This window comes from Indioceanicola profundi, from assembly GCF_003568845.1.
Lineage (GTDB): Bacteria > Pseudomonadota > Alphaproteobacteria > Azospirillales > Azospirillaceae > Indioceanicola > Indioceanicola profundi.
This window is the reverse complement of sequence record NZ_CP030126.1, coordinates 747,506-767,345: the sequence shown is the minus strand read 5'-3', so window position 1 is coordinate 767,345 and position 19,840 is coordinate 747,506. Positions and strand designations below refer to the sequence as shown.

Below are 19,840 nucleotides of genomic sequence, written 5' to 3'. Positions count from 1 at the left end.
CCACGAGTTCCGGGCATCAAAGGTTCCATGAATCGAATGCCCCAGACCCCGCCCGCCCTTCTGCGCAATCCGGCACGCCCCCGCCCAGCAGGTCTGGCCGGGCTGGCGCCTTGGGCGGCCGCGATCACCTTTTCCCTGGCCGCCCTGCTCGCCCCCGCCCTGTGGAACGGCTGGGCCTTGGTGTTCTTCGACACCGGCGGCTATGTGCGCCGGGTGCTGGAAATGGGGCTGGAGCCGGGCCGGTCCCTCTTCTACGGCCTGTTCCTCTGGGCCGCCTCGCTCGGCTGGTGGAGCTTCTGGGGGCCGGTGCTGGCGCAGGCCGCGCTGACGCTCTGGTGCATCCGGCTGATGCTGCGCACCCACGACCTGCCCTCCGGCCCCGCCGCCACGGCCGGCGTGACCGTCGCCCTCGCCCTCCTGACCAGCCTTCCCTGGTTCGCCGCCCAGCTCATGCCGGACGTGCTGGTGCCGCTGCTGGTCCTGGCCCTCTGGCTTCTGGGCTTCCGGTGGGAGCGACTGACGGGGGCCGAGCGCGCCGGCCTGATCCTGCTTTCCCTGCTGGCGCTGCTGTCGCACATGTCCAGCATGGCGCTTGGCATCGGGCTGGTGCTGGTGACCGCAGCCGCCTGGGCGCTGGCCCGCTGGCGCGGCTGGCGGCTCCACATCCGTATCCTTCCCCCGGCCGCCGTGGTGGCCGGCAGCCTGATCCTGATGCCCCTGCTGCATCTGGCCCTGGTGGGTCAGGCGGTCTACACGCCGGGCGGGCCGGTCTTCGTCTTCGGCCGGCTGGTGCAGGACGGCATCGCCCAGCGCTGGCTGGACGCCAACTGCCCCCGCCCGGACGTGCAGCTCTGCCAGTACCGCGACCGCATGCCCGCCACCGCCAACGACTTCATCTGGCATGAGGACAGCCCGTTCCGCCAGATCGGCTGGTGGGGCGGGGCGGATCGGGAGCTGTCGCTGATCGTCCGGGAAAGCATCCGGAGCTATCCCGGAGACTTCCTCCTCACCGGCCTCGCCTCCACGGCGGAGCAGATCGGCAAGGTGGCGACCGGCGACGGGCTGGACGAATGGCAGGAGGTGACCCGCTGGGTCTTCCGCGACCTCCTTCCCGTTTCCGGCTTCGAGGATGCCCGCCAACAGCGGGAGGAGATCACCCAAGGCCTGTTCGACGCCTGGAGCACCCTCCACATCCCCGTCGCCTACCTCTCCCTTCTGGGACTCGCTGTCATAGCCGCCTGGGCCTTCCGATGCGGTCGCCACGACCTCGCCGCCCTGGGCCTGTTCCTGCTGCTGGCCCTTCTCGGTAACGCCTTCATCAGCGGCGCATTGAGCAACCCCCACGACCGCTACCAGAGCCGCCTCGCCTGGATCGCCACGCTGGCGGTAGGCATGGCGCCGATGGCCCGATTCCGTAGGTCGGATCAAGCATAGCGCCGATCCGACACGGTCTTACCACTCCTTCCGAAAGGTCCGATCCCATCGACGGCTGGCTTCCAACCGTAGGTCAGTCACGCGCAGCGTGGCCGACACAACCAGCCGCCCCCTCATCCCCCGAAGTACGCCCCCAACCGCTCCAGCCCCGCATCCAGCACCTCGTCCCGCTTGCAGACGCAGAAGCGCACCAGATGGCGCGGCGCATCCGTCTCATAGAAGGCGCTGACGGGAATGGTCGTGACCCCGGCCTCGACCGTCAGGCGCTTGGCGAAGGCCTGGTCGTCCTCGCCATCGCGCAGATGCGCCCCGATGTCGGCGATCAGGAAATAGGTGCCCTCCGCCGGCAGCACGGTCAGGCCCGCCGCCCGCAACCCCGCCGACAGCCGGTCGCGCTTGGCCTGCATCGATCCGGCCAGCCCGGTGAAATACGCATCCTCCTTGCCCAGGCCCAGCGCCACGGCGGATTGCAGGTTCGGCGGGGTGGTGAAGGTCAGGAACTGGTGGGCCTTGGCCACCGGCTGCATCAGACCGGGCGCGCCCGTGACATAGCCCACCTTCCACCCGGTCAGGGAGAAGGTCTTGCCCGCCGACCCGATGCGCAGGCATCGCTCCCGCATCCCCGGCAGCGTTATCAGCGGCACATGCCGCCGGCCGTCGAAGACCAGATGCTCATAGACCTCGTCGCAGACCACATAGGCGTCGTGCTTCACGACCACCTCCGCCAGCACGCGCAGCTCCGCCTCCGTCCACACCTTGGCGGCGGGGTTCAGCGGGTTGTTCAGCACCACCAGCTTGGTCTTCGGCCCGAACGCCGCCTCCAGGCTCTCCCGCGTGAAGCTCCAGCCCTTGGCCGGGTCCAGCGCCACGAAGCGCGGCACCGCCCCGGCGCAACGGATGATGGGGACGTAGCTGTCGTAGAGCGGCTGGAACAGAACCGCCTCGTCCCCCGGCTCCAGCAGGCCGAACAGGCAGGCGGCCAGCGCCTCGGTAGCGCCGGAGGTCACCATCACCTCCCGCGCCCAGTCCACATCCAGCCCGTAGAAGCGCTTGGCATGGGCGGCCACGGCCTGCCGCAGGGCCGGCAGCCCCATCATGGACGGGTACTGGTTCCAGCCCTCCGCCAGATAGCGCTGCGCCTCCGCCACCACATCGGCCGGTCCGCTGTCGTCGGGAAAGCCCTGGCCCAGATTGACGGCCCGGTGCTCCTCCGCCAGCCGGGACATCACCTCGAAGATGGTAGTGCCGTAGGAGGAGAGGATGGAATTGCCCGTCTTCATGACCGTTCGCCCCTGCTGCGTGGGGCAGCATCATAGCCGCAGGCGGCCTGCGGGGAAGCCCCGGCGTGCTACCCGGCTCGACGCTTCAGCCGCCTGCGGGTCCGCCAAGCCTCGAACCGGCCGACGATGGGGGATAGGCGCGCCGGGGCCTTCCGCTTCCAGCGGATCAGCGTCTTCCTGGCATCCGGCGAATTCCGCAGCAGAAGCAGCGCGCCGGCGAAGGCGATGGGCAGACCGAACGGCCCCGGCAGCGGCATTGCAAGCACGCCGGCCACGATGATCGTCCAGCCCATGGCGACCAGAGCCATCCGCCGGAGGCGCGGCAGGCCTGAAACGGGTGCCGGATCGCGGGAGCGCATGGAAACCTGCCTTCCTGCGCGCCCGCCCGGGCGCGGCGATAAGCCCTGACGTGGGGCGTGGCCTGCCGGCACCCCGGCACAGCCATCCGCAACATCCCGCGCCCTGCGCTGTCACGCGCAGTACCGCAGGTCACGTTGTCAGGCCATTCTACCGCCGATCCGTGGCGTCCGCGTGACGGCGGGGGTCAGAGACTGGCGCTGCGCCGGCTGGACAGCTTGTTGAACAGCCACAGCACCACCACCGCGCCCAGCGTGGCCACGATCAGGCTCCAGATATTGAACCCGGTCACGCCGGCCCCGCCCAGGATGCGGACCAGGAAGCCGCCGACGAACGCGCCGACAATGCCCAGCACCAAGTTCATGACCAGCCCGGCCCCGGCCCCGTGCATGATCTTGTGCGCCAGCCAGCCGGCGATCAGACCAAGGATGATCCAGGCGATGATGCCCATGGCACGTCTCCCTCTGTGGATTGGGTTTGCAGAAGGAACAGGCCGGGGACGGGTTTCGATCCATTTGAATCGAGCAGCGGTTACCTCGGAGCCGCACCTCCCCACCCATCATCCCCACCCGTCATCCCGGCGAAAGCCAGGACCCAGGAGTCCCGAGGGCGGTGCTGGTGGCTCTGGGTCCCGGCTTTCGCCGGGATGACGGAGAAGAGATCGGTGGGGCGCCGCAAAACAGAACAGGCGGGGCCGTTTCCAGCCCCGCCCGCTCCCCTCACACAGTGGCGAGGCCCCTTACTCCGCCGCCTGGGCCTGGGCCGTGCCAGCCGGGCGGGTCCAGCGCAGGATCGGCTTGCGGGCCGCGGCCGTCTCGTCCAGACGCCGGCGCGGCGTCAGGCGCGGGGCGGCCTGGAAGTAGGCGGCGTCGCCCGCCTTCGCCCGCTCCGCCAGATGGCGCAACGTGGCGATGAACTGGTCCAGCGTCGCCTTGCTTTCCGTCTCCGTCGGCTCCACCAGCAGCGCGCCGTGGACGACCAGCGGGAAGTACATGGTCATCGGGTGGAAGCCCTCGTCGATCATCGCCTTGGCGAAGTCGAGCGGGGTGACCCCGGAGCCCTTCAGGAAGCGGTCGTCGAACAGGGCCTCATGCATGCAGGGCCCGTCGAAGCTGACCGACATCGTGTCCTTCAGGCTTTCCTTGATGTAGTTGGCGTTCAGCACCGCGTCCGACGCCACCTGCCGCAGCCCGTCCGCCCCATGGCTCATGATGTAGGCCAGGGCGCGCACGAACATGCCCATCTGGCCGTGGAAACCCTTCATCCGGCCGAACGGTTGGGTATCGGTCCCGGCCGCATGCTCCACCAGATCGAAGCCGTCCTTGCCATGCACCACGAAGGGCATCGGCGCGAAGGGGGCCAGCGCATCCGACAGCACCACCGGGCCGGAGCCCGGACCGCCGCCGCCATGGGGCGTGGAGAAGGTCTTGTGCAGGTTGATGTGCATGGCGTCGACGCCGAGGTCCGCCGGGCGCACCCGGCCGACGATGGCGTTGTAGTTGGCGCCGTCGCAGTAGAAATAGCCGCCGGCCGCATGCACGGCATCGGCGATCTCCTTCACCTGCGGTTCGAACAGGCCGCAGGTGTTGGGGTTGGTCAACATGATGCAGGCGACGTCCGGCCCCAGCTTGGCCTTCACCGCCTCAACGCTGACGCGCCCATTCTCCTCCGCCGGGATGGAATCCACGGTGAAGCCGCAGAAGGCCGCCGTGGCGGGGTTGGTGCCGTGCGCCGATTCCGGCACCAGCACGCGGGTCCGGTGCCCCTCGCCGCGTGCATGCAGCGCCGCCCGGATGGCCATTAGCCCGCACAGCTCGCCATGGGCGCCCGCCGCCGGGCTCATCGCCACCGCCGGCATGCCGGTCAGGGTCTTCAGCCAGTGGGCAAGCTGGTCGATCAGCTCCAAGGCACCCTGCACGGTGGAGACGGGCTGGAGCGGATGCACGTCGCTGAAGCCCGGCAGCCGCGCCATCTTCTCGTTCAGGCGCGGGTTGTGCTTCATCGTACAGGAGCCCAGCGGGTACATCGTGCTGTCGATGCCGAAGTTCTTCTGCGACAGGCGCGTGAAGTGGCGCACCACCTCCGGCTCTGACAAATGCGGCAGGCCGATGCCCTTGCGCGCCTTTACCTTGCCCAGCCTCAGGCTGCCGGTGGCCGGCTCCGGCAGGTCCACGCCGGAAACGCCGTGGTTGTCCAGCTCGAAGATCAGCGCTTCCTCGAGCTGGAGCGCCTTGTTGCCGGTGAAGGTCTTCACGTCCTCCAGCACGGCGACGTCATGGGGCTTCGTATCGCGGCCCTGACTGTTCATGCCCATCACAGCACCTCCTCGAGGGCGCGGACCAGCTCGTCCATGTCGCCCACGGTGTTGGTCTCCGTCGCCGCGACCAGCAGCAGGTTCTCCACCCCGGCCACATCCGGGTAGAAGCGGGACACCGGCACGCCGGCCAGCACGCCCTTGGCCGCCAGCGCCTCGACGATCCCGGCCGCCGGCTTCGGCAGCTTCACGGTGAACTCGTTGAAGAAGCCCTCGTTCAGGACCTCGACGCCCGCCACCCCGGCCAGCTTCTCCGCCAGCACCACCGCGTTCGCATGATTGATGCGGGCCAGCTTGGTGTAGCCCGCCTCGCCCAGCAGCGACATGTGGATGGTGAAGGCCAGCGCGCAGAGGCCGGAATTGGTGCAGATGTTGGAGGTGGCCTTCTCGCGGCGGATATGCTGCTCGCGGGTGGACAGCGTCAGCACGAAGCCGCGCTTGCCGTCCGCATCCACCGTCTGGCCGCAGAGGCGGCCCGGCATCTGGCGAACGAACTTCTCCCGCGTGGCGAACAGCCCGACATAGGGGCCGCCGAAATTCAGCGCGTTGCCGATGCTCTGCCCCTCGGCCACGACGATGTCGGCGCCCATCTCGCCCGGCGGGGTCAGCAGGCCCAGCGACACGATCTCCGTCACCGCCACGATGACCAGCGCGCCCTTGGCATGGGCGGCCTCGCACAGGCTGGTGAAGTCACGCACATGGCCGAACAGGCTCGGCGTCTGCACCACGACGCAGGCGGTCCTGTCGTCGATCCGGCCGGCCAGATCCTCCAGATCCATGGGATCGGGCTCCGCCGCCACGATCTCCATCCCCATCACGCCGCAGGTCGTTTCGGTGACGGAACGGTAATGCGGGTGCAGGCCGCCGGACAGAATGGCCTTGTTCCGCTTGGTGATGCGGTTGGCCATCAGCACGGCCTCGGCCGTGGCGGTGGCCCCGTCATACATGGAGGCGTTGGCCACCTCCATGCCGGTGACCAGGGCAACCTGGGTCTGGAACTCGAACAGATATTGCAGCGTGCCCTGCGCCACTTCGGGCTGGTAGGGCGTGTAGCTGGTCAGGAACTCGCCGCGCAGCAGAAGCTGGTCCACGCTGGCCGGCACATGGTGCTTGTAGGCGCCGGCGCCGATGAAGAAGGGCACGGAGCCGGCGGTGACGTTCTTCGCCGCCAGCCGCGACAGATGGCGCTCCACCTCCAGCTCGCCCTGGTGCATGGGCAGGCCAGCGATGGGGGCCTTCAGCCGGGCGGATTCCGGCACGTCGCGGAACAGCGCATCCACGTCCGGAACGCCGATCCTGGCGAGCATCTCCCGCCGGTCGGCCTCGGTCAGGGGCAGGTAACGCATCAGAGACCCTCGATATAGGACTTGTAGGCCGCCTCATCCATCAGCGCGTCGAGCTGGGACGGGTTGGACAGGGTCATCTTGAAGAACCAGCCATCGGTCTCCGGCGCCGTGTTGACCAGCGACGGGTCGTCGGCCAGGGCCTGGTTGCCCTCGACCACGGTGCCGTCCACCGGGGCATAGACCTCGGAGGCCGCCTTCACGGACTCGACCACCGCCGCGTCCTTGCCCTGGCTCAACCGCTTGCCGGCTTCCGGCACCTCGACGAACACCACGTCGCCGAGCTGGCTCTGGGCGTATTCCGTGATGCCGACGGTCGCGGTGTCACCCTCGACCTTGATCCACTCATGGTCCTTGCTGAACTTGATCATGATGCCTGTCCCCTGACGTGATGCTGCTGACGTGCCGGCCGGGGCCGGCGGTATTCTGTTCGGTGCGCGATGCCCTCGCCCCTCGACAAGCTCGGGGTGAGGGCAACCTCCCAAGATCAGGCCACCCCGCCGCCAAGCGGGATGGAGATGCCGTTACCGGTTCCACCTCGCTGGCAATCGGAATGGGGTGCTGCCGGTATGGCTCCCCACCTCGCCCTGAGCCTGTCGAAGGGCCTCTCGGTGCCAAGGCGGAACCACCCCGTCGCGCACCAGCCCCTACCCCCTGAAATACCGGTGCGGCGCGAAGGGAAGCGCGGCCACCTTGGCCGGCATCGCCTTGCCGCGGACGATGAGCTGGACCGGCGTGCCCGCCTTGGCATGCGCCGCCGCCACATAGCCTATGGCCACCGGGCCGTTCACCGTGGGGCCGAAGCCGCCGCTGGTGATTTCCCCGATCACGCGCCCGTCCATGTCCTGGATCTCCGTGTGCTCGCGCGCAGGCGCCCTGCCCTCCGGCTGGATGCCGACCCGCTTGCGCGTGGCCCCCTCGGCCAGTTGCGCCTGCACCGTCGCCGCCCCCGGGAACCCGCCCTCGGCCCGGCGGCGCTTGGAGATGGTCCACATCAGCGCCGCCTCGACCGGGGTGGTGGTCTCGTCGATATCGTGCCCGTAGAGGCAGAGCCCTGCCTCCAGCCGCAGCGAGTCGCGGGCGCCGAGGCCGATCGCCTCCACCTCCTCCTCGCTCAGCAGCAGCCGGGCCAGCGCCTCGGCATGCTTCGGGGCCACCGAAATCTCATAGCCGTCCTCGCCGGTATAGCCGGACCGGGACAGGCGCACCGGGATGCCGCCGATGTCGGTTTCGATTATGGACATGAAGGGCATGGAGGCCGCCTCTTCCACGAAGCGCGCCATCACCTCGGCCGCGGCCGGCCCCTGGAGCGCCAGCAGACCGGCATCGTCGCCCAGATACTCGATCTCGACGCCGGTCAGGTGCTTGCGCATATGCGCCAGGTCGGCATGCTTGCAGGCGGCGTTGATCACCACGAACAGCTCGGTGTCGCTGACCCGCGTCACCATCAGGTCGTCCAGGATGCCGCCCTGCCCGTTGGTGAACATGGTGTAGCGGATGCGGCCCGGTTCCAGCGCCTGCAGGTCGCCCGGCACCAGCGTTTCCAGCGCCTTGGCCGGATTCTCGCCGGTGATGCGCACCTGCCCCATGTGGGACACGTCGAACAGCCCCGCCTTGTCCCGCGTGTGCAGATGCTCCTTCAGCACCCCCAGCGGATACTGCACCGGCATGTCATAGCCGGCGAAGGGCACCATCTTGGCGCCCAGTTCCACATGCAGCGCATGCAGCGGGGTCTTGAGAGTGGTCTCGGGCGAATCGGTCAAAGCAGGCTCCACCGGACAGAGTCCTCCGTGCCGGGACTATTCCCGGATCGGCGCGCCCCCCTCTGTCCTGACCCCTGAGAGATTCGTGGGTTTCGCCGCGCTGTCCACGGCTGTCCCACTTACTCCGTCGGTGGGCGTGGGCTCCGGGCCTGTGGCCCTGCGGTGCCCCGCCTGCTTTCCAGATATGCTTCCCCCTTGCGGTCCTTCTGCCTGAGAGTTTCCGGGGGCGGTTGCTCCTTCGGCGCCGCCCTACCCCGAGAGGCAGGCCGGTCTCTCCCGCGAGGGGTCGTCAGCATGTGCCCTAAACTAACGCCCCGCCGCAGGGAGTCAATCGCCGCAACGCAGCAGACGTATGGAAGTCACGCGGGTGCACGAAACGGGATTTCCATATTCATCCAATCCGTCACCCACGCGGAAGCCGGGGCCCGGGAGTCCCGAGGACGGTGCCCATGGCTCTGGGTCCCGGCTTCCGCCGGGATGACGGTGGTGAAATTGGCTGGCTCCGTGCCATTGAGCCGTCTGCCCGCCGGGGAGAGAGGGATCGGCGCTTTCGCGAAGAACGCCGCCCCCCGATATTCCCCTTTACCGTCGCGCCTCGTTGGACCGCCGGTTCATCTCCACCTGATCCTGGGAGAGCTGGAAGCCCACCAGCACCTCGTACCACCGGGCATCCACCGTCACGGGGGCCGGAATGAACTGGACCAGACTTTCCTGCACCGAGCCCTTGCCGCCGTTCAGCGGAATGGTGGTGGCAAAAACCTGCTTGGCCAGCACGTTGCGCTCCGGGTCGGTAACGGCCACGAAGTACTCCACCGGCACGCTGGTAACGCTGCTGCCCTCATCCGCGGTGGCCTGGATGGTAAGCACGGCGGTGACGTTCACGCCGCTGTCCTCATACTGGCACATGGCCGGCAGGCTGCTCATCAGCGCCGTGGCGCCATCCGTCCGCAAGGTGCCGGCATCGCGCACGATGCCCACATTCGGGCAGCCGGGGCGGAAATTGCCCGACTCGGCGCACCCCGCCAGCGCCAGCAGCGCAAGCACCGGGAGGGCAGCCATGCCCATCCGGCGGGCGGCTTTCCTGGCCGGCGTTCCTATATTATGGTCGGTGCGGGTGGTCATCGAACGGGTGCCCGTATCCAAGGAGTCCAAAGGAATTGCGCGGGGGCGACCCCGCGGCCCGGAAGGCACCGCGACAATAGTGAAGCGGACTGACCGGCACAAGCCCGCGCCACCCACCATCGGAATAGCCCGATCCATCTGACTTTTCCCGGTTGAAAGAGAGTTCCCGCTGACCATGTCCGGACCTGCGAAGCCCTCCCTCCACGTCCTGCTCGCCGCCCCGCGCGGCTTCTGCGCCGGCGTGGACCGCGCCATCCAGATCGTGGAGGTGGCGCTGGAGAAGTACGGCGCCCCCGTCTATGTCCGGCATGAGATCGTGCACAATAAATTCGTGGTGCAGAGCCTTGAGGCCAAGGGCGCCATCTTCGTGAAGGAGCTGGACCAGGTTCCCGACGACCGCCCGGTGGTCTTCTCCGCCCATGGCGTGCCGAAGGCGGTTCCGGCGGAGGCGCAGCGCCGCAACATGATCTATGTGGACGCCACTTGCCCTCTGGTCAGCAAAGTGCATCGGGAGGCGGAGCGGCACCACAAGGACGGCCAGCACATCCTCCTGATCGGCCATGCCGGCCATCCCGAGGTGATCGGCACCATGGGCCAGCTTCCCCCCGGCACCGTGACCCTGGTGGAAACGGTGGAGGATGTGGCGACGCTGGAAGTGCCCGCCACCGAAAACCTCGCCTTCGTGACCCAGACCACCCTGTCGGTGGACGACACTGCCGGCATCGTGGACGCCTTGCGCGAGCGCTTCCCCGCCATCAGCGGCCCGAAGCGGGAGGATATCTGCTACGCCACCACCAACCGGCAAGCCGCGGTGAAGGTGATCGCCCAGCGTGCCGACGCCGTGCTGGTGCTGGGCGCGCCCAACAGCTCCAACTCCATGCGGCTGGTGGAGGTGGCGAAGGTCCAGGGCTGCCCCCGCTCCGTCCTGGTGCAGCGCGCCGCCAACATCGATTGGGCGGAGCTGGAGGGCGTTGCCACCCTCGGCATCACCGCCGGCGCCTCCGCTCCCGAGGTGCTGGTGGATGAGGTCCTGGCGGAGTTGCGGCAGCGTTACGAGGTGACGGTGGAGGAAGTCGTCACCGCCGTGGAAGACGTTACTTTCAAGCTCCCCCGCATCCTGGCGGCAGAGTAGGCCCCTGTCTCCGCAAGGCCGGTCGTGCATGGCCGAGGCGTTCGACGCCAGCACCAGCGAACCTGCCTTGATCAAGGCGGCGCGCTCGCTTCCTGCCGCAACCGTATAGTCCTCGGCTGAGAGACGCACGATGAATGGGTTCATCGGGTTGAAGCGCAATGCTTCCCAGAAATACGCGTCGAACGTGGCATTGTCGCCGGACTTCGCCGCATCGAGCGCACCTGCGAGAGCCTGCGGCCGGTTGAGCAACTGATCGATGGCCTGGACGATGGCGGCCGAGGTGGTCTCCACCCCGCCAACCAGAAGTCCCATCGTGTTGCTCATGATCCGCTCGAAGTCGAACCCGATGCTGGCCGGCGTGACCAGACGCAGCATGCGCGCGACCACATCATCCTGCTTGGGATCGGCCTGGACCTGCCGGGCACGGTCGGGGAGGAAGCCGGTGAGCCAAGTCCTCATCTCCTTGCCGGCTTCCAGATTACGCGCGTGAACCGTGGGATCATTTGTCAGATTGTGGAACATGTCGTACTGCGTGGCGCGCGACCACGCCATCATCGTGGCGTCGTCCGGGCCCGGGAAGCCGAAATACGCGCCCGTGAGCCGTACCGGGACAAGCCGGGTCACCTGCGATACGACCTCCAGCCTGCCATCGTCGGACATGCCGCCCGCAATGGCGGACCGGGCCAGATCGGCCACGGTTTTCCGGACGCCAGACATGTCCGCCTGCTGGATCAATGCGCGCATGATCCCCTTATCGCGCTGATTGTAGACCGTCCCGTCCCGGGCTAGCATGAATGGGCCGACGGCGGGGTCCATCTTCGGCTGGTACGGACGGACCGTGAAGACGAGGTTCCGGGAGAGCACCTCCTCGACGTCATGGAACCTGGTGATCAGGACGACTCCGCCCGGCGCCTGCAGAATCGGGCGCTTCTCCCGGAGTTCGGCCGTGACGCCCAGCAGGTCCTGTCCCAAGGCGCCGAACAGGATCTTGGTCTTGTCCGCGTCCGGGGTTGCATCATAGGTGTCCAGGAATCCCATCTGACTTCCTCTGAAATGTAAGACGCCGCCGCCCTGGCATTGCGCATATGCCCATGCTATCGTATTAGTCATTATGGGCAAGCGGAATTGCTCGTTAACGTCGCATTAACACCGGTGGGCGGTGTCGAGGAGGCATCATGAGTGGGTCGGACCGGCCGACATTGCGTATGCGTATCGCGGGCCTGGGCGGCATGCTGCTGGCAGGGTCCATTCTCGCGGGATGTTCCTTCTTCCCGCCCGACCTGCCGGAGCAGAATCCCACGTCGAAGACCGTCTGGCTGGACCAGAACTGGAGCGACGATGCGCGCTTCTGGTTCCACCACGCGTCGCAGGGCACCTCGACCATGCCCGTGCCCTACGCTTGGTTCATCGCGCTGGAGCAGCCCGGCATCCGCCTGTTCGGCGAACCGAAGATGCTGGCGGACCCGGCCTACATGGCCCGTTTCGGCTTCATCTCCAGTCCGCGCACGGCGCCGCAGGGCGGCACCTCCGGAGCTGCGGGCTACGGCTATGGAAGCAACGCGGGCGCTTTCAACGTCGCCTACGATCCCAAATCGTTCCCGGGCAATCCGGACGGCCTCCCCGTCGGCTTCGCGCGGACGCCGGGCTATCTGGACCCGACGACCGGGAACAAGGTCCCGGACCAGATCGGCCTCACCTGCGCCGCGTGCCACACCGGCCAGATGAACTATCGCGGCACGAACATCCGGATCGACGGGGCGCCCGCCACCACCGACCTCGGCAAGTTCCGCACCTCCCTCGGCCTGGCGCTCGCCTATACGGTCTATGTTCCGGGGCGTTTCGACCGCTTCGCCGACCGGGTGCTGGGACCGAACCATAGCGATGCGGAACGTGACCAGCTCAAGAAGACCCTCAAGGCCTTCCTGAAGGCCGGCGAGGCGACGCTCCAGCAGATGGCCGACGGAATGAAGGGCAGCGTCGAAGAGGGCTTCATGCGCCTCGATGCCCTGAACCGCATCGGCACCCAGGTCTTCTTCACGGATCTGGTCGGAGCCAAGGAAGCGGGCTTCGACCCCTCCGCGAACATCGCCCCCAACAATGCCCCGGTCAACTACCCGGCGACCTGGAGCACCTCCTGGTTCGACTGGGTCCAGTACGATGCCTCGATCCGGCAGCCCATGGTGCGCAACGCCGGTGAGGCGATGGGCGTGTCCGCCAAGGTCAACCTGACCGATCCGAGCCGGCCGCTGTACGCCTCCTCGATCCCGATCAAGGAGCTGTTCCAGATGGAAGAGCTGCTTGCCGGCCCAGATCCGCAGCATGGAACCAAGGGATTCAAGGGTCTGGCCTCCCCCGCCTGGCCGGAGGACATCCTCGGCCCCATCGACCGGACGAAGGCGGAACGCGGCCGCGAACTTTATACGCAGCACTGCGCCACCTGCCACCGCCCGGCTGTGAACGACCCGTCGGGCCGGTTCTGGGACGCTGCCTACTGGACCACGCCGAACGCGGAGGGAGAGCGCTACTACAAGGTGCCGGTCATCCCGCTCAGCACGGTCGGCACCGATCCCGCCCAGGCGGAGGTGCTGGCGACCCGGATGGTGAAGGTGCCGGCCTATCTCGGCGTTCCCGAGCCGGAACCGGTGAACGGCACCTACTGCGAAGGCAAGGCCGGCACGACGGCAACGGAAGCCCCGTTCGGCTGGGCGCTCGCGGTGGTCACCGGCAAGGTGATCGAGCGGTGGTACGACGAGAACGGCGTTCCGGCCGAGGAGCGGGCGCATATGGACGGCTATCGCCGGAACTGCATCCAGGCTCCCGCCGGTTACAAGGCCCGGCCGCTGGACGGGGTCTGGGCCACCGCCCCGTTCCTGCACAATGGCTCCGTTCCGTCGCTGCACGACCTGCTGCTGCCGGCGGCGGAGCGGCCGAAGTCCTTCTGCCTCGGCAGCCTGGAGTTCGATCCCACGAAGGTCGGCTATGACACGAGCTGCAAGACCGGCACCAACAAGATCGACACGTCGGTGAAGGGCAACCTCAACATCGGCCACTCCTTCCAGGACGGGCCGCGCGGCGCCGGCGTGATCGGCCCGGCTTTCAGCGAAGCCGACCGTAACGCCCTGGTCGAGTATCTGAAGACGCTCTGATCCCGCAGGTCTCCTGACCTCCGGCATTCCGGCGCGGGCATTGGCCGCCGTGGCTCATCCACCCGGCCCGCCCGCGCCATCTTTTTCCGCAGCACTGTCCCGTAGGTCGGATCAAGCGCAGCGCCGATCCGACGCGGTATCGAAGAACTCTCGCAGCACGCCGGCTCGCCCCCCCTGACCGGTTCTGCCCCCCTACTCCGCCTGCTTCAGCGCCACATCCACCATGATCTCGCCGGACAGCCGTTCCAGCGCCTGGCGCAGCCGGTCTGTGCCCAGCCCCTCGGGCATCTCCAGCTCGGCGCGGGCCTTGAACAGCTTCTCCCCCGACCAGGGGCTGTTGCTCAGCTCCGTCTCGATCTCCTGGATGTTAACCCCGTGCTCGGCCAGCACCGCGGTGACCTCGCGGATGATGCCGGGGCGGTCCTGGCCGATGATGTCCAGCACCATCAGCGGGCCGGACGGCGCCTCCTGCGCGGCCGGGGCCGGGACCACCATCACGGTCAGCCCCTTCTCCCCGCTGCCGCGGAGCCGGTCCTTCAGCAGCCCCAGCCGCTCCTCCGGTATGTCCACCAGGATGGAGCCGACGAACATGCCGCCCAGCCGCGACAAATGGCTTTCCAGCCAGTTTCCGCCGCAGCCATGCACGGCATCGGCGACGGTCTGCACCAAGCCCGGCCGGTCGCTGCCATAGGCGGTCAGGATCACGGTGGTCATCTGTTTCCTCCCGGTTGATCTTGTTGTCGGGCACCATCCTGAACGCCCACGGCATGAACGTCCAGAACAGGGCGGCGGCATCCCGCCGGCAACATTGTTGCATTGCAAAGAAGTGCCTTGAACGAAACGACCCGAACTGGTGCATTCCGGCCATCGCCGGGCTGTCCGGCGGGACAGGCAACAGGGGTCCTGCTCCGTGTATGACTATGTGAAGAAGATCCTTTCCGCCCGGGTCTACGATGTCGCCATCGAAAGCCCGCTGGACCACATGCCGCGCCTGTCGAAGCGCATCGGCAACGACGTCCATCTGAAGCGGGAGGATCTGCAGCCGGTCTTTTCCTTCAAGCTGCGCGGCGCCTACAACAAGATGGCCCAGCTTACCCGGGCGGAGCTGGAGCGCGGCGTGATCTGCGCCTCCGCCGGCAACCATGCCCAGGGTGTCGCCCTCTCGGCCAACCGCATGGGTGTCAGGGCCCTGATCGTCATGCCGGTGACCACCCCCGCCATCAAGGTGCAGGCGGTGGAGCGGCTGGGCGGGCATGTGGTGCTGCATGGCGATGCGTTCGACGAGGCCGCGTCCCACGCGCGCAAGCTGGAGGCGGAACAGGGCCTGACCTTCATCCACCCCTATGACGATCCCGACGTGATCGCCGGCCAGGGCACGGTGGGGATGGAGATCCTGCGCCAGCACGCCGACCCGATCGAGGCCATCTTCGTGCCCATCGGCGGCGGCGGGCTGGCGGCCGGCGTCGCGGCCTACGTCAAGTTCCTCCGCCCCGAGACCAAGGTGATCGGGGTGGAGCCGGACGACGCCGCCAGCATGAAGGCCGCCATCGCGGCCGGCGACCGGGTGCTGCTGGACCAGGTCGGCCTCTTCGCCGACGGCGTCGCCGTGCGGCAGGCGGGGGCGGAGACCTTCCGGCTCTGCCGCGAGCTGCTGGACGAGGTGATCACCGTCGATGCCGACAGCATCTGTGCGGCGGTGAAGGACATCTTCGACAATACCCGCGCCGTTTCCGAACCCTCCGGCGCGCTCAGCCTTGCCGGGCTGAAGGCCTATGCGGAGCGGGAGGGCTTGCAGGGCAAGTCGCTGGTCGCCATCAACAGCGGCGCCAACCTGAACTTCGACCGTCTGCGCCATATCGCCGAACGGGCGGACATCGGCGAGCACCGGGAGGCGCTTCTGGCCGTCACCATCCCGGAGCAGCCCGGCAGCTACCGCCGCTTCATCCAGCTCCTCGGCAAGCGCTCCATCACGGAGTTCAACTATCGCTACGCCGACGAACGCGACGCCCACATCTTCGTCGGCGTCCAGCTCTCCCGCGGGGAGAAGGAGAAGGGGGAGATCGTGGCCATGCTGCGCGGCCACGGCTTCACCGTGCTGGACATGACCGACAACGAGATGGCGAAGCTGCATGTCCGCTACATGGTGGGCGGCCGTGTTCCCGGCCTGCGGGACGAGCTGGTCTACCGGTTCGAGTTCCCGGAGCGGCCGGGCGCGCTGATGCGGTTCCTGGACGGGCTGGACCCGGCCTGGAACATCTCCCTCTTCCACTACCGCAACCACGGGGCCGACAATGGCCGCGTGCTGGCCGGCATCCAGGTGCCGGAGGGGGAGCGGGCACTGTTCCGCCGCAAGCTGGCGGAACTCGGCTATCCCCACTGGGAGGAAACCAGCAACCCCGCCTACCGCAGCTTCCTGGACGGGAACAGCGGCAGTGCCGGGCGCAGCGAGAAGGTGGCCTGAAGGACAGGCGGGCGCCGGCATTCCGGCGCCCGCCTTTGCTGCTAGAAGAAGAGGATAGCACCCAGAGCGATGGCATCGGAATCGATCTCGTTTCCGTTCTGGGCTTCCGATGTGGTGTTGATGTACTCGCCGATCAGCGTGACCCAGTCGGTCAGCGCGTACTGGACCTGCCCGACCCAGGACTTGTTGACGTCCAGCAGGGTGGGATTGACCTCGCCCGGCGCCAGATCCAGCCGGCTCTCGCCATAGCTGGCCGCCAGCGTGAGCTTGGGCATCACCTCGAACGAGCCCTGGACATAGAAGCCGTCGCTGTCGCGCTCGTTCCCGGCCGCATCGGTGGCCAGGATGAACAGCCCGGTCGTGCCCAGCCCCTCGCCGGTGTAGTAGTAGCCCACGAACCCGGCCGGCCCGAAGGTCAGCTTCGCCCCCACATCGTAGCCGGTGCCGCGGTACCCGCCCACCGTGCCCACCGGATCGTGGTCCTGGGTGATCATGCTGGCCCACAGCTTGCCGCCCAGACCCTGCACGAAGCCGGCGGACCCGAGATCGTAGGTCAGCTCGGCCTGGAAGCCGGGCTCGTCATTGACCTCGTTGGCGCCGGCCGTGACCAGCGGCTGGAACACGCCCACCGCCGCCTGGAAGCCGGCGAAGCTGGGGGTGGTGTAGGTGATCTGCGGCTGGAAGTCGGTGTAGACGTAGCCCAGCCCGATGCGGCCCAGGCTGGTGTTGCTGGGCGCGGCGTTGCCGCCGGCCGTGCCGACGCTGAGCAGGGTGATGTCGTTCAGGATGGCTTCGGAGCCGAACAGGCCGATGTCGCGGCCGATCTTCAGCTCGCCCAGCTCGGGCCGTGCGATAGTGAGGTAGGTCTGGCGGAAGTCGATGCCGGAGGTGGCCAGGGCCGCGGGCACGCCGGGCGAGTTGGCGCCATTGTCCCAGCTCACGCTGTTGATGCCGGGATAGATACCGAAATGCGCCCCCACCTCCCAGCCGTCCTGGACGGTGGTGATGTCGAACTTCAGGAAGCCCGGCAGCAGGCCGTTGCGGATCGAGGTGCTGTCGCCGGCCCCGGCCAGGCCGCCCACGACCGCGCCGGGATTGTCGTCGCCCCATTCATGCACATAGTAGCCGTTGATGGAGCCGGAGAGCTTGACCTCGACCTCGCCGACCCGGAAGCCCACCCCGCTTTCGGTGCGCTGGATCATGGTGCTGGGGTCGATGGCCTGGGCCGGGCTGACGGTGGGCTGGCTCTGCACGCCCTGGGCCGTCGCCTTCTCCTCCGCCCGCTTGCGGTCCAGCAGGACGTTGTACTCGCCCTGGCTCAGAATGCCCTTCTCCCGCAACTGGCGCAGAAGATCGTCCGTCACATCCGCCCGCGCAGGACCCGCAAAACTCAGCGCAAGCGTTCCAGCCAGCCCGACGCCTGCCGCCAATAATCTCTTTCCAGACATGCACTTCCTCCCCGAACGCGCCCCGCGTCAAAGTTCCCGTGAGGCGCAGGCTTCCCTGACCGCGCCGAGCGGCGCGGTTTGCAGGAGTTCTTGAGCCGTCCGGCCGCGCTCCTGCTGGCAGTCACCCTAGCGACGACTTCGCGGGCGGGAAATTACACTTTGGTCTTCAAATAAAGCTGCCCGACCGCTTCCAGCGACAACCGGAGAGTATCTTGATGCCACCTTGGGAGAAGGCGGCTCAGCAATCCGGGCCGGAGCCGGGCTGCAGGGGCAGCGGGCAGGCGGGAACCAGCTCCAGCCCGGCATCCCGCCAGTCATCCGTGCCGCCCGGATACCAGTACAGCTTGGTGTAGCCCCACTCTGCGGCGCGCTTCACGGCGTTCCAGCTCATCCAGCAATCGGCGATGCAGTAGAAGACCAGCGCCCGGTTCCGGTCGCCGCCGGTCAGCCGCTCTAGATGCCTGCGGAAATAGGCTTCCGTCTCCGCCGCCAGCTCGCCATAGCCCACATTGGGCAGCCATGTGCTGCCGGGCAGGTGCATGCGGGTTTCCGGTACCAGCCAGACCGGCGCCGGTTCCCGCGCGATCTCCGCCGCCATGACATCCACCAGCACCGCCCCGCCGGGCCCGGCCAACAGCGCCTGGAGCTGGGCGGTGTCGATGCGGGTACCGCCCGGAACGCTGTCGGGCGTCGGCGCCCGGTACATCTCCGTCCGGTAGCCGGCGGGCGTCGGCGGTCCGTCGGTCCGCGCCATACCCGCAAGGCCGAAGAGCATTGCGCCGGCAAGCACGAGCATGCCGGCGATCGGGCGGCGGGACGGGGACGGAGCTGACATGAGCGGCATCAGACCATCGCCCTTTGCGGACCGGAATTGGCCGTTCGTCTAATACCCCGCCCCAAGCCCTTGCCCTAGCATGCTGGCCTTGTCCATGATGATCGGAACCCCCGCGCCGAACCGCGCGCCACGACAAGGGGGACCAGGGATGGACACACCAGGGAGTGAGATGTTGAAGGCCCCCAGCCTGACCCGCCGCCAATGCCTGACCGGCATGCTGGCCGGCACCGCCGGCTTGGCGCTGATGGGCGCGGCCTCGCCCCTGCGCGCCGCGGGCGCCGCCACCGTGCGCGTGGGCGTCCTGCCCTTCGGCACCGTCAACTGGGAACTGGCCGCCATGGCCGGGGGCGGCTTTGCCCGTGGGGCCGGCATCGACCTCCAGATCATGGAGGTGGCAAGCCCGACCGCCGGGCAGATCGCCTTGCAGTCCAACGCCGTGGACGTGATCGCCAGCGACTGGATCTGGGTGGCCCGCCAGCGGTCGTCCGGCCAGGACCTCAGCTTCGTGCCCTATTCCTCCGCCGTCGGCTCCATCGTGGTGCCGAAGGGATCGGCCGTGCAGGGCATCGCCGATCTGGCCGGCAAGCGCATCGGCATCGCCGGCGGGCCGCTGGACAAGGGCTGGCTTCTGCTGCGCGCCCAGGCCGGCCGGGCGCACGGGCTGGACCTGATGACCGCCGCGGAACCCGTCTTCGGCGCGCCGCCGCTGCTGAGCCAGCAGTTGGAGGCCGGGCGGCTGGATGCCGTGCTCACCTACTGGCACTACGCCGCCCGCCTCGCGGCCAAGGGCCATCGGGAACTGATCGGCGTGGCGGAGCTTGCCGGGAAGCTGGGGCTCGAGGCGGATGTGCCGATGCTGGGTTATGTGTTCCGCACCGCGTGGGCCAAGGAGAACCCGGCCGCCATCGAAGGCTTCATCCAGGCCTCCCGCGATGCCAAGGCACTGCTGCGCGACAAGGATGAGGCCTGGGGGGAGATCGAGCCGCTGATGAAGGCCGACGACCAGGCCACCTTCGAAGCGCTGCGCGCCGGCTTCCGCGCCGGCATACCCGAGCGCTGGACGGAGCGGGAGCGGAAGGAGGCCGAAAAGCTGTTCGCCATCCTGGCGGAGCTGGGCGGCCGGGATTTGGTGGGAAGCGCCACATCCGTGCCGGAGGGCACCTTCTGGCCGGTGGACTGGGACAACCGGGCATGAGGCGCGGCCC

The 19,840-nt window shown here is 68.0% G+C and carries 16 protein-coding genes, 1 pseudogene and 1 riboswitch; of the genes and pseudogenes, 5 read left to right on the top strand and 12 right to left on the bottom strand.

Going from position 1 to position 19,840, the window contains the following annotated elements:
• Window positions 1–36: 36 nt before the first annotated feature.
• A complete protein-coding gene (locus tag DOL89_RS03680; RefSeq protein ID WP_119677925.1) occupies window positions 37–1,434 on the top strand; it encodes a hypothetical protein in 1,398 nt (465 codons plus the stop codon).
• A 113-nt stretch (window positions 1,435–1,547) separates the two neighbouring features.
• Here the strand turns inward: DOL89_RS03680 and DOL89_RS03675 are convergent, their stop codons facing one another.
• The 8 genes from DOL89_RS03675 to DOL89_RS03640 form a co-directional block, all read right to left on the bottom strand.
• Entirely contained in the window at window positions 1,548–2,714 is a 1,167-nt protein-coding gene (locus tag DOL89_RS03675) for an aminotransferase (RefSeq protein ID WP_119677924.1), read from the bottom strand.
• 68 nt (window positions 2,715–2,782) lie between these two features.
• A complete protein-coding gene (locus DOL89_RS03670) occupies window positions 2,783–3,073 on the bottom strand; it encodes a PGPGW domain-containing protein (protein WP_119677923.1) in 291 nt (96 codons plus the stop codon).
• 185 nt (window positions 3,074–3,258) lie between these two features.
• The gene (locus DOL89_RS03665; protein ID WP_119677922.1) at window positions 3,259–3,522 is read right to left on the bottom strand and encodes a GlsB/YeaQ/YmgE family stress response membrane protein; all 264 of its coding nucleotides are present in this window, start codon (window positions 3,520–3,522) and stop codon (window positions 3,259–3,261) included.
• Window positions 3,523–3,810: 288 nt separating this feature from the next.
• Window positions 3,811–5,379 (bottom strand): aminomethyl-transferring glycine dehydrogenase subunit GcvPB, encoded by a 1,569-nt coding sequence (gene gcvPB / locus DOL89_RS03660; protein ID WP_404813486.1) that lies wholly within the window; start codon window positions 5,377–5,379, stop codon window positions 3,811–3,813.
• A gap of 5 nt (window positions 5,380–5,384) precedes the next feature.
• Window positions 5,385–6,731: an aminomethyl-transferring glycine dehydrogenase subunit GcvPA gene (gene gcvPA / locus DOL89_RS03655; RefSeq protein WP_119677920.1), complete on the bottom strand. Its 1,347-nt coding sequence runs from the start codon at window positions 6,729–6,731 to the stop codon at window positions 5,385–5,387.
• Window positions 6,731–7,099 carry a glycine cleavage system protein GcvH gene (gene gcvH, locus DOL89_RS03650; RefSeq protein WP_205574631.1) on the bottom strand — a complete coding sequence of 123 codons (369 nt, stop codon included), beginning with the start codon at window positions 7,097–7,099 and terminating at the stop codon, window positions 6,731–6,733. The genes gcvPA and gcvH overlap by 1 nt, the downstream gene beginning before the upstream one ends.
• 276 nt (window positions 7,100–7,375) lie before the next feature.
• Window positions 7,376–8,491 carry a glycine cleavage system aminomethyltransferase GcvT gene (gene gcvT, locus DOL89_RS03645; RefSeq protein ID WP_119677919.1) on the bottom strand — a complete coding sequence of 372 codons (1,116 nt, stop codon included), beginning with the start codon at window positions 8,489–8,491 and terminating at the stop codon, window positions 7,376–7,378.
• A 188-nt stretch (window positions 8,492–8,679) separates the two neighbouring features.
• Window positions 8,680–8,780, bottom strand: a riboswitch (glycine riboswitch).
• A gap of 293 nt (window positions 8,781–9,073) precedes the next feature.
• A complete protein-coding gene (locus tag DOL89_RS03640; RefSeq protein WP_162937310.1) occupies window positions 9,074–9,613 on the bottom strand; it encodes a hypothetical protein in 540 nt (179 codons plus the stop codon).
• A 175-nt stretch (window positions 9,614–9,788) separates the two neighbouring features.
• Between DOL89_RS03640 and ispH the strand changes: the two genes are divergently transcribed.
• Window positions 9,789–10,745: a 4-hydroxy-3-methylbut-2-enyl diphosphate reductase gene (gene ispH / locus DOL89_RS03635; protein WP_119677917.1), complete on the top strand. Its 957-nt coding sequence runs from the start codon at window positions 9,789–9,791 to the stop codon at window positions 10,743–10,745.
• 81 nt (window positions 10,746–10,826) lie between these two features.
• On the opposite strand, the pseudogene DOL89_RS25995 reads toward ispH, so the two are convergent.
• Window positions 10,827–11,267, bottom strand: a pseudogene (locus DOL89_RS25995) (hypothetical protein); the annotation flags it as partial.
• A gap of 653 nt (window positions 11,268–11,920) precedes the next feature.
• Here DOL89_RS25995 and DOL89_RS03625 point away from each other — a divergent pair.
• Window positions 11,921–13,891 (top strand): di-heme-cytochrome C peroxidase, encoded by a 1,971-nt coding sequence (locus DOL89_RS03625; RefSeq protein WP_162937309.1) that lies wholly within the window; start codon window positions 11,921–11,923, stop codon window positions 13,889–13,891.
• Window positions 13,892–14,083: 192 nt separating this feature from the next.
• Here the strand turns inward: DOL89_RS03625 and DOL89_RS03620 are convergent, their stop codons facing one another.
• Window positions 14,084–14,605, bottom strand: coding sequence for a glycine cleavage system protein R (locus DOL89_RS03620; RefSeq protein WP_119677915.1), 522 nt, complete (start codon window positions 14,603–14,605; stop codon window positions 14,084–14,086).
• A 196-nt stretch (window positions 14,606–14,801) separates the two neighbouring features.
• On the opposite strand from DOL89_RS03620, the gene ilvA reads away from it, so the two are divergent.
• Window positions 14,802–16,352, top strand: coding sequence for a threonine ammonia-lyase, biosynthetic (gene ilvA, locus DOL89_RS03615; RefSeq protein WP_119677914.1), 1,551 nt, complete (start codon window positions 14,802–14,804; stop codon window positions 16,350–16,352).
• A gap of 41 nt (window positions 16,353–16,393) precedes the next feature.
• On the opposite strand, the gene DOL89_RS03610 is transcribed toward ilvA, so the two are convergent.
• Window positions 16,394–17,800 (bottom strand): porin, encoded by a 1,407-nt coding sequence (locus tag DOL89_RS03610; protein ID WP_119677913.1) that lies wholly within the window; start codon window positions 17,798–17,800, stop codon window positions 16,394–16,396.
• 238 nt (window positions 17,801–18,038) lie between these two features.
• Window positions 18,039–18,635, bottom strand: coding sequence for a PQQ-dependent catabolism-associated CXXCW motif protein (locus DOL89_RS03605; protein ID WP_225889870.1), 597 nt, complete (start codon window positions 18,633–18,635; stop codon window positions 18,039–18,041).
• 169 nt (window positions 18,636–18,804) lie between these two features.
• On the opposite strand from DOL89_RS03605, the gene DOL89_RS03600 reads away from it, so the two are divergent.
• A complete protein-coding gene (locus DOL89_RS03600; RefSeq protein ID WP_225889869.1) occupies window positions 18,805–19,830 on the top strand; it encodes an ABC transporter substrate-binding protein in 1,026 nt (341 codons plus the stop codon).
• Window positions 19,831–19,840 lie beyond the last annotated feature (10 nt).

Bases quoted from the DNA above. Each gene is read 5' to 3' on its own strand.
- ispH (WP_119677917.1), top strand. From the start codon at position 9,789: ATGTCCGGACCTGCGAAGCCCTCCCTCCACGTCCTGCTCGCCGCCCCG.
- DOL89_RS03640 (WP_162937310.1), bottom strand. From the start codon at position 9,613: ATGACCACCCGCACCGACCATAATATAGGAACGCCGGCCAGGAAAGCC.
- DOL89_RS03610 (WP_119677913.1), bottom strand. From the start codon at position 17,800: ATGTCTGGAAAGAGATTATTGGCGGCAGGCGTCGGGCTGGCTGGAACG.
- gcvPA (WP_119677920.1), bottom strand. From the start codon at position 6,731: ATGCGTTACCTGCCCCTGACCGAGGCCGACCGGCGGGAGATGCTCGCC.
- gcvH (WP_205574631.1), bottom strand. From the start codon at position 7,099: ATGATCAAGTTCAGCAAGGACCATGAGTGGATCAAGGTCGAGGGTGAC.
- DOL89_RS03600 (WP_225889869.1), top strand. From the start codon at position 18,805: ATGTTGAAGGCCCCCAGCCTGACCCGCCGCCAATGCCTGACCGGCATG.
- DOL89_RS03625 (WP_162937309.1), top strand. From the start codon at position 11,921: ATGAGTGGGTCGGACCGGCCGACATTGCGTATGCGTATCGCGGGCCTG.
- DOL89_RS03680 (WP_119677925.1), top strand. From the start codon at position 37: ATGCCCCAGACCCCGCCCGCCCTTCTGCGCAATCCGGCACGCCCCCGC.
- DOL89_RS03665 (WP_119677922.1), bottom strand. From the start codon at position 3,522: ATGGGCATCATCGCCTGGATCATCCTTGGTCTGATCGCCGGCTGGCTG.
- gcvPB (WP_404813486.1), bottom strand. From the start codon at position 5,379: ATGAACAGTCAGGGCCGCGATACGAAGCCCCATGACGTCGCCGTGCTG.
- DOL89_RS03620 (WP_119677915.1), bottom strand. From the start codon at position 14,605: ATGACCACCGTGATCCTGACCGCCTATGGCAGCGACCGGCCGGGCTTG.
- DOL89_RS03605 (WP_225889870.1), bottom strand. From the start codon at position 18,635: ATGTCAGCTCCGTCCCCGTCCCGCCGCCCGATCGCCGGCATGCTCGTG.
- DOL89_RS03670 (WP_119677923.1), bottom strand. From the start codon at position 3,073: ATGCGCTCCCGCGATCCGGCACCCGTTTCAGGCCTGCCGCGCCTCCGG.
- DOL89_RS03675 (WP_119677924.1), bottom strand. From the start codon at position 2,714: ATGAAGACGGGCAATTCCATCCTCTCCTCCTACGGCACTACCATCTTC.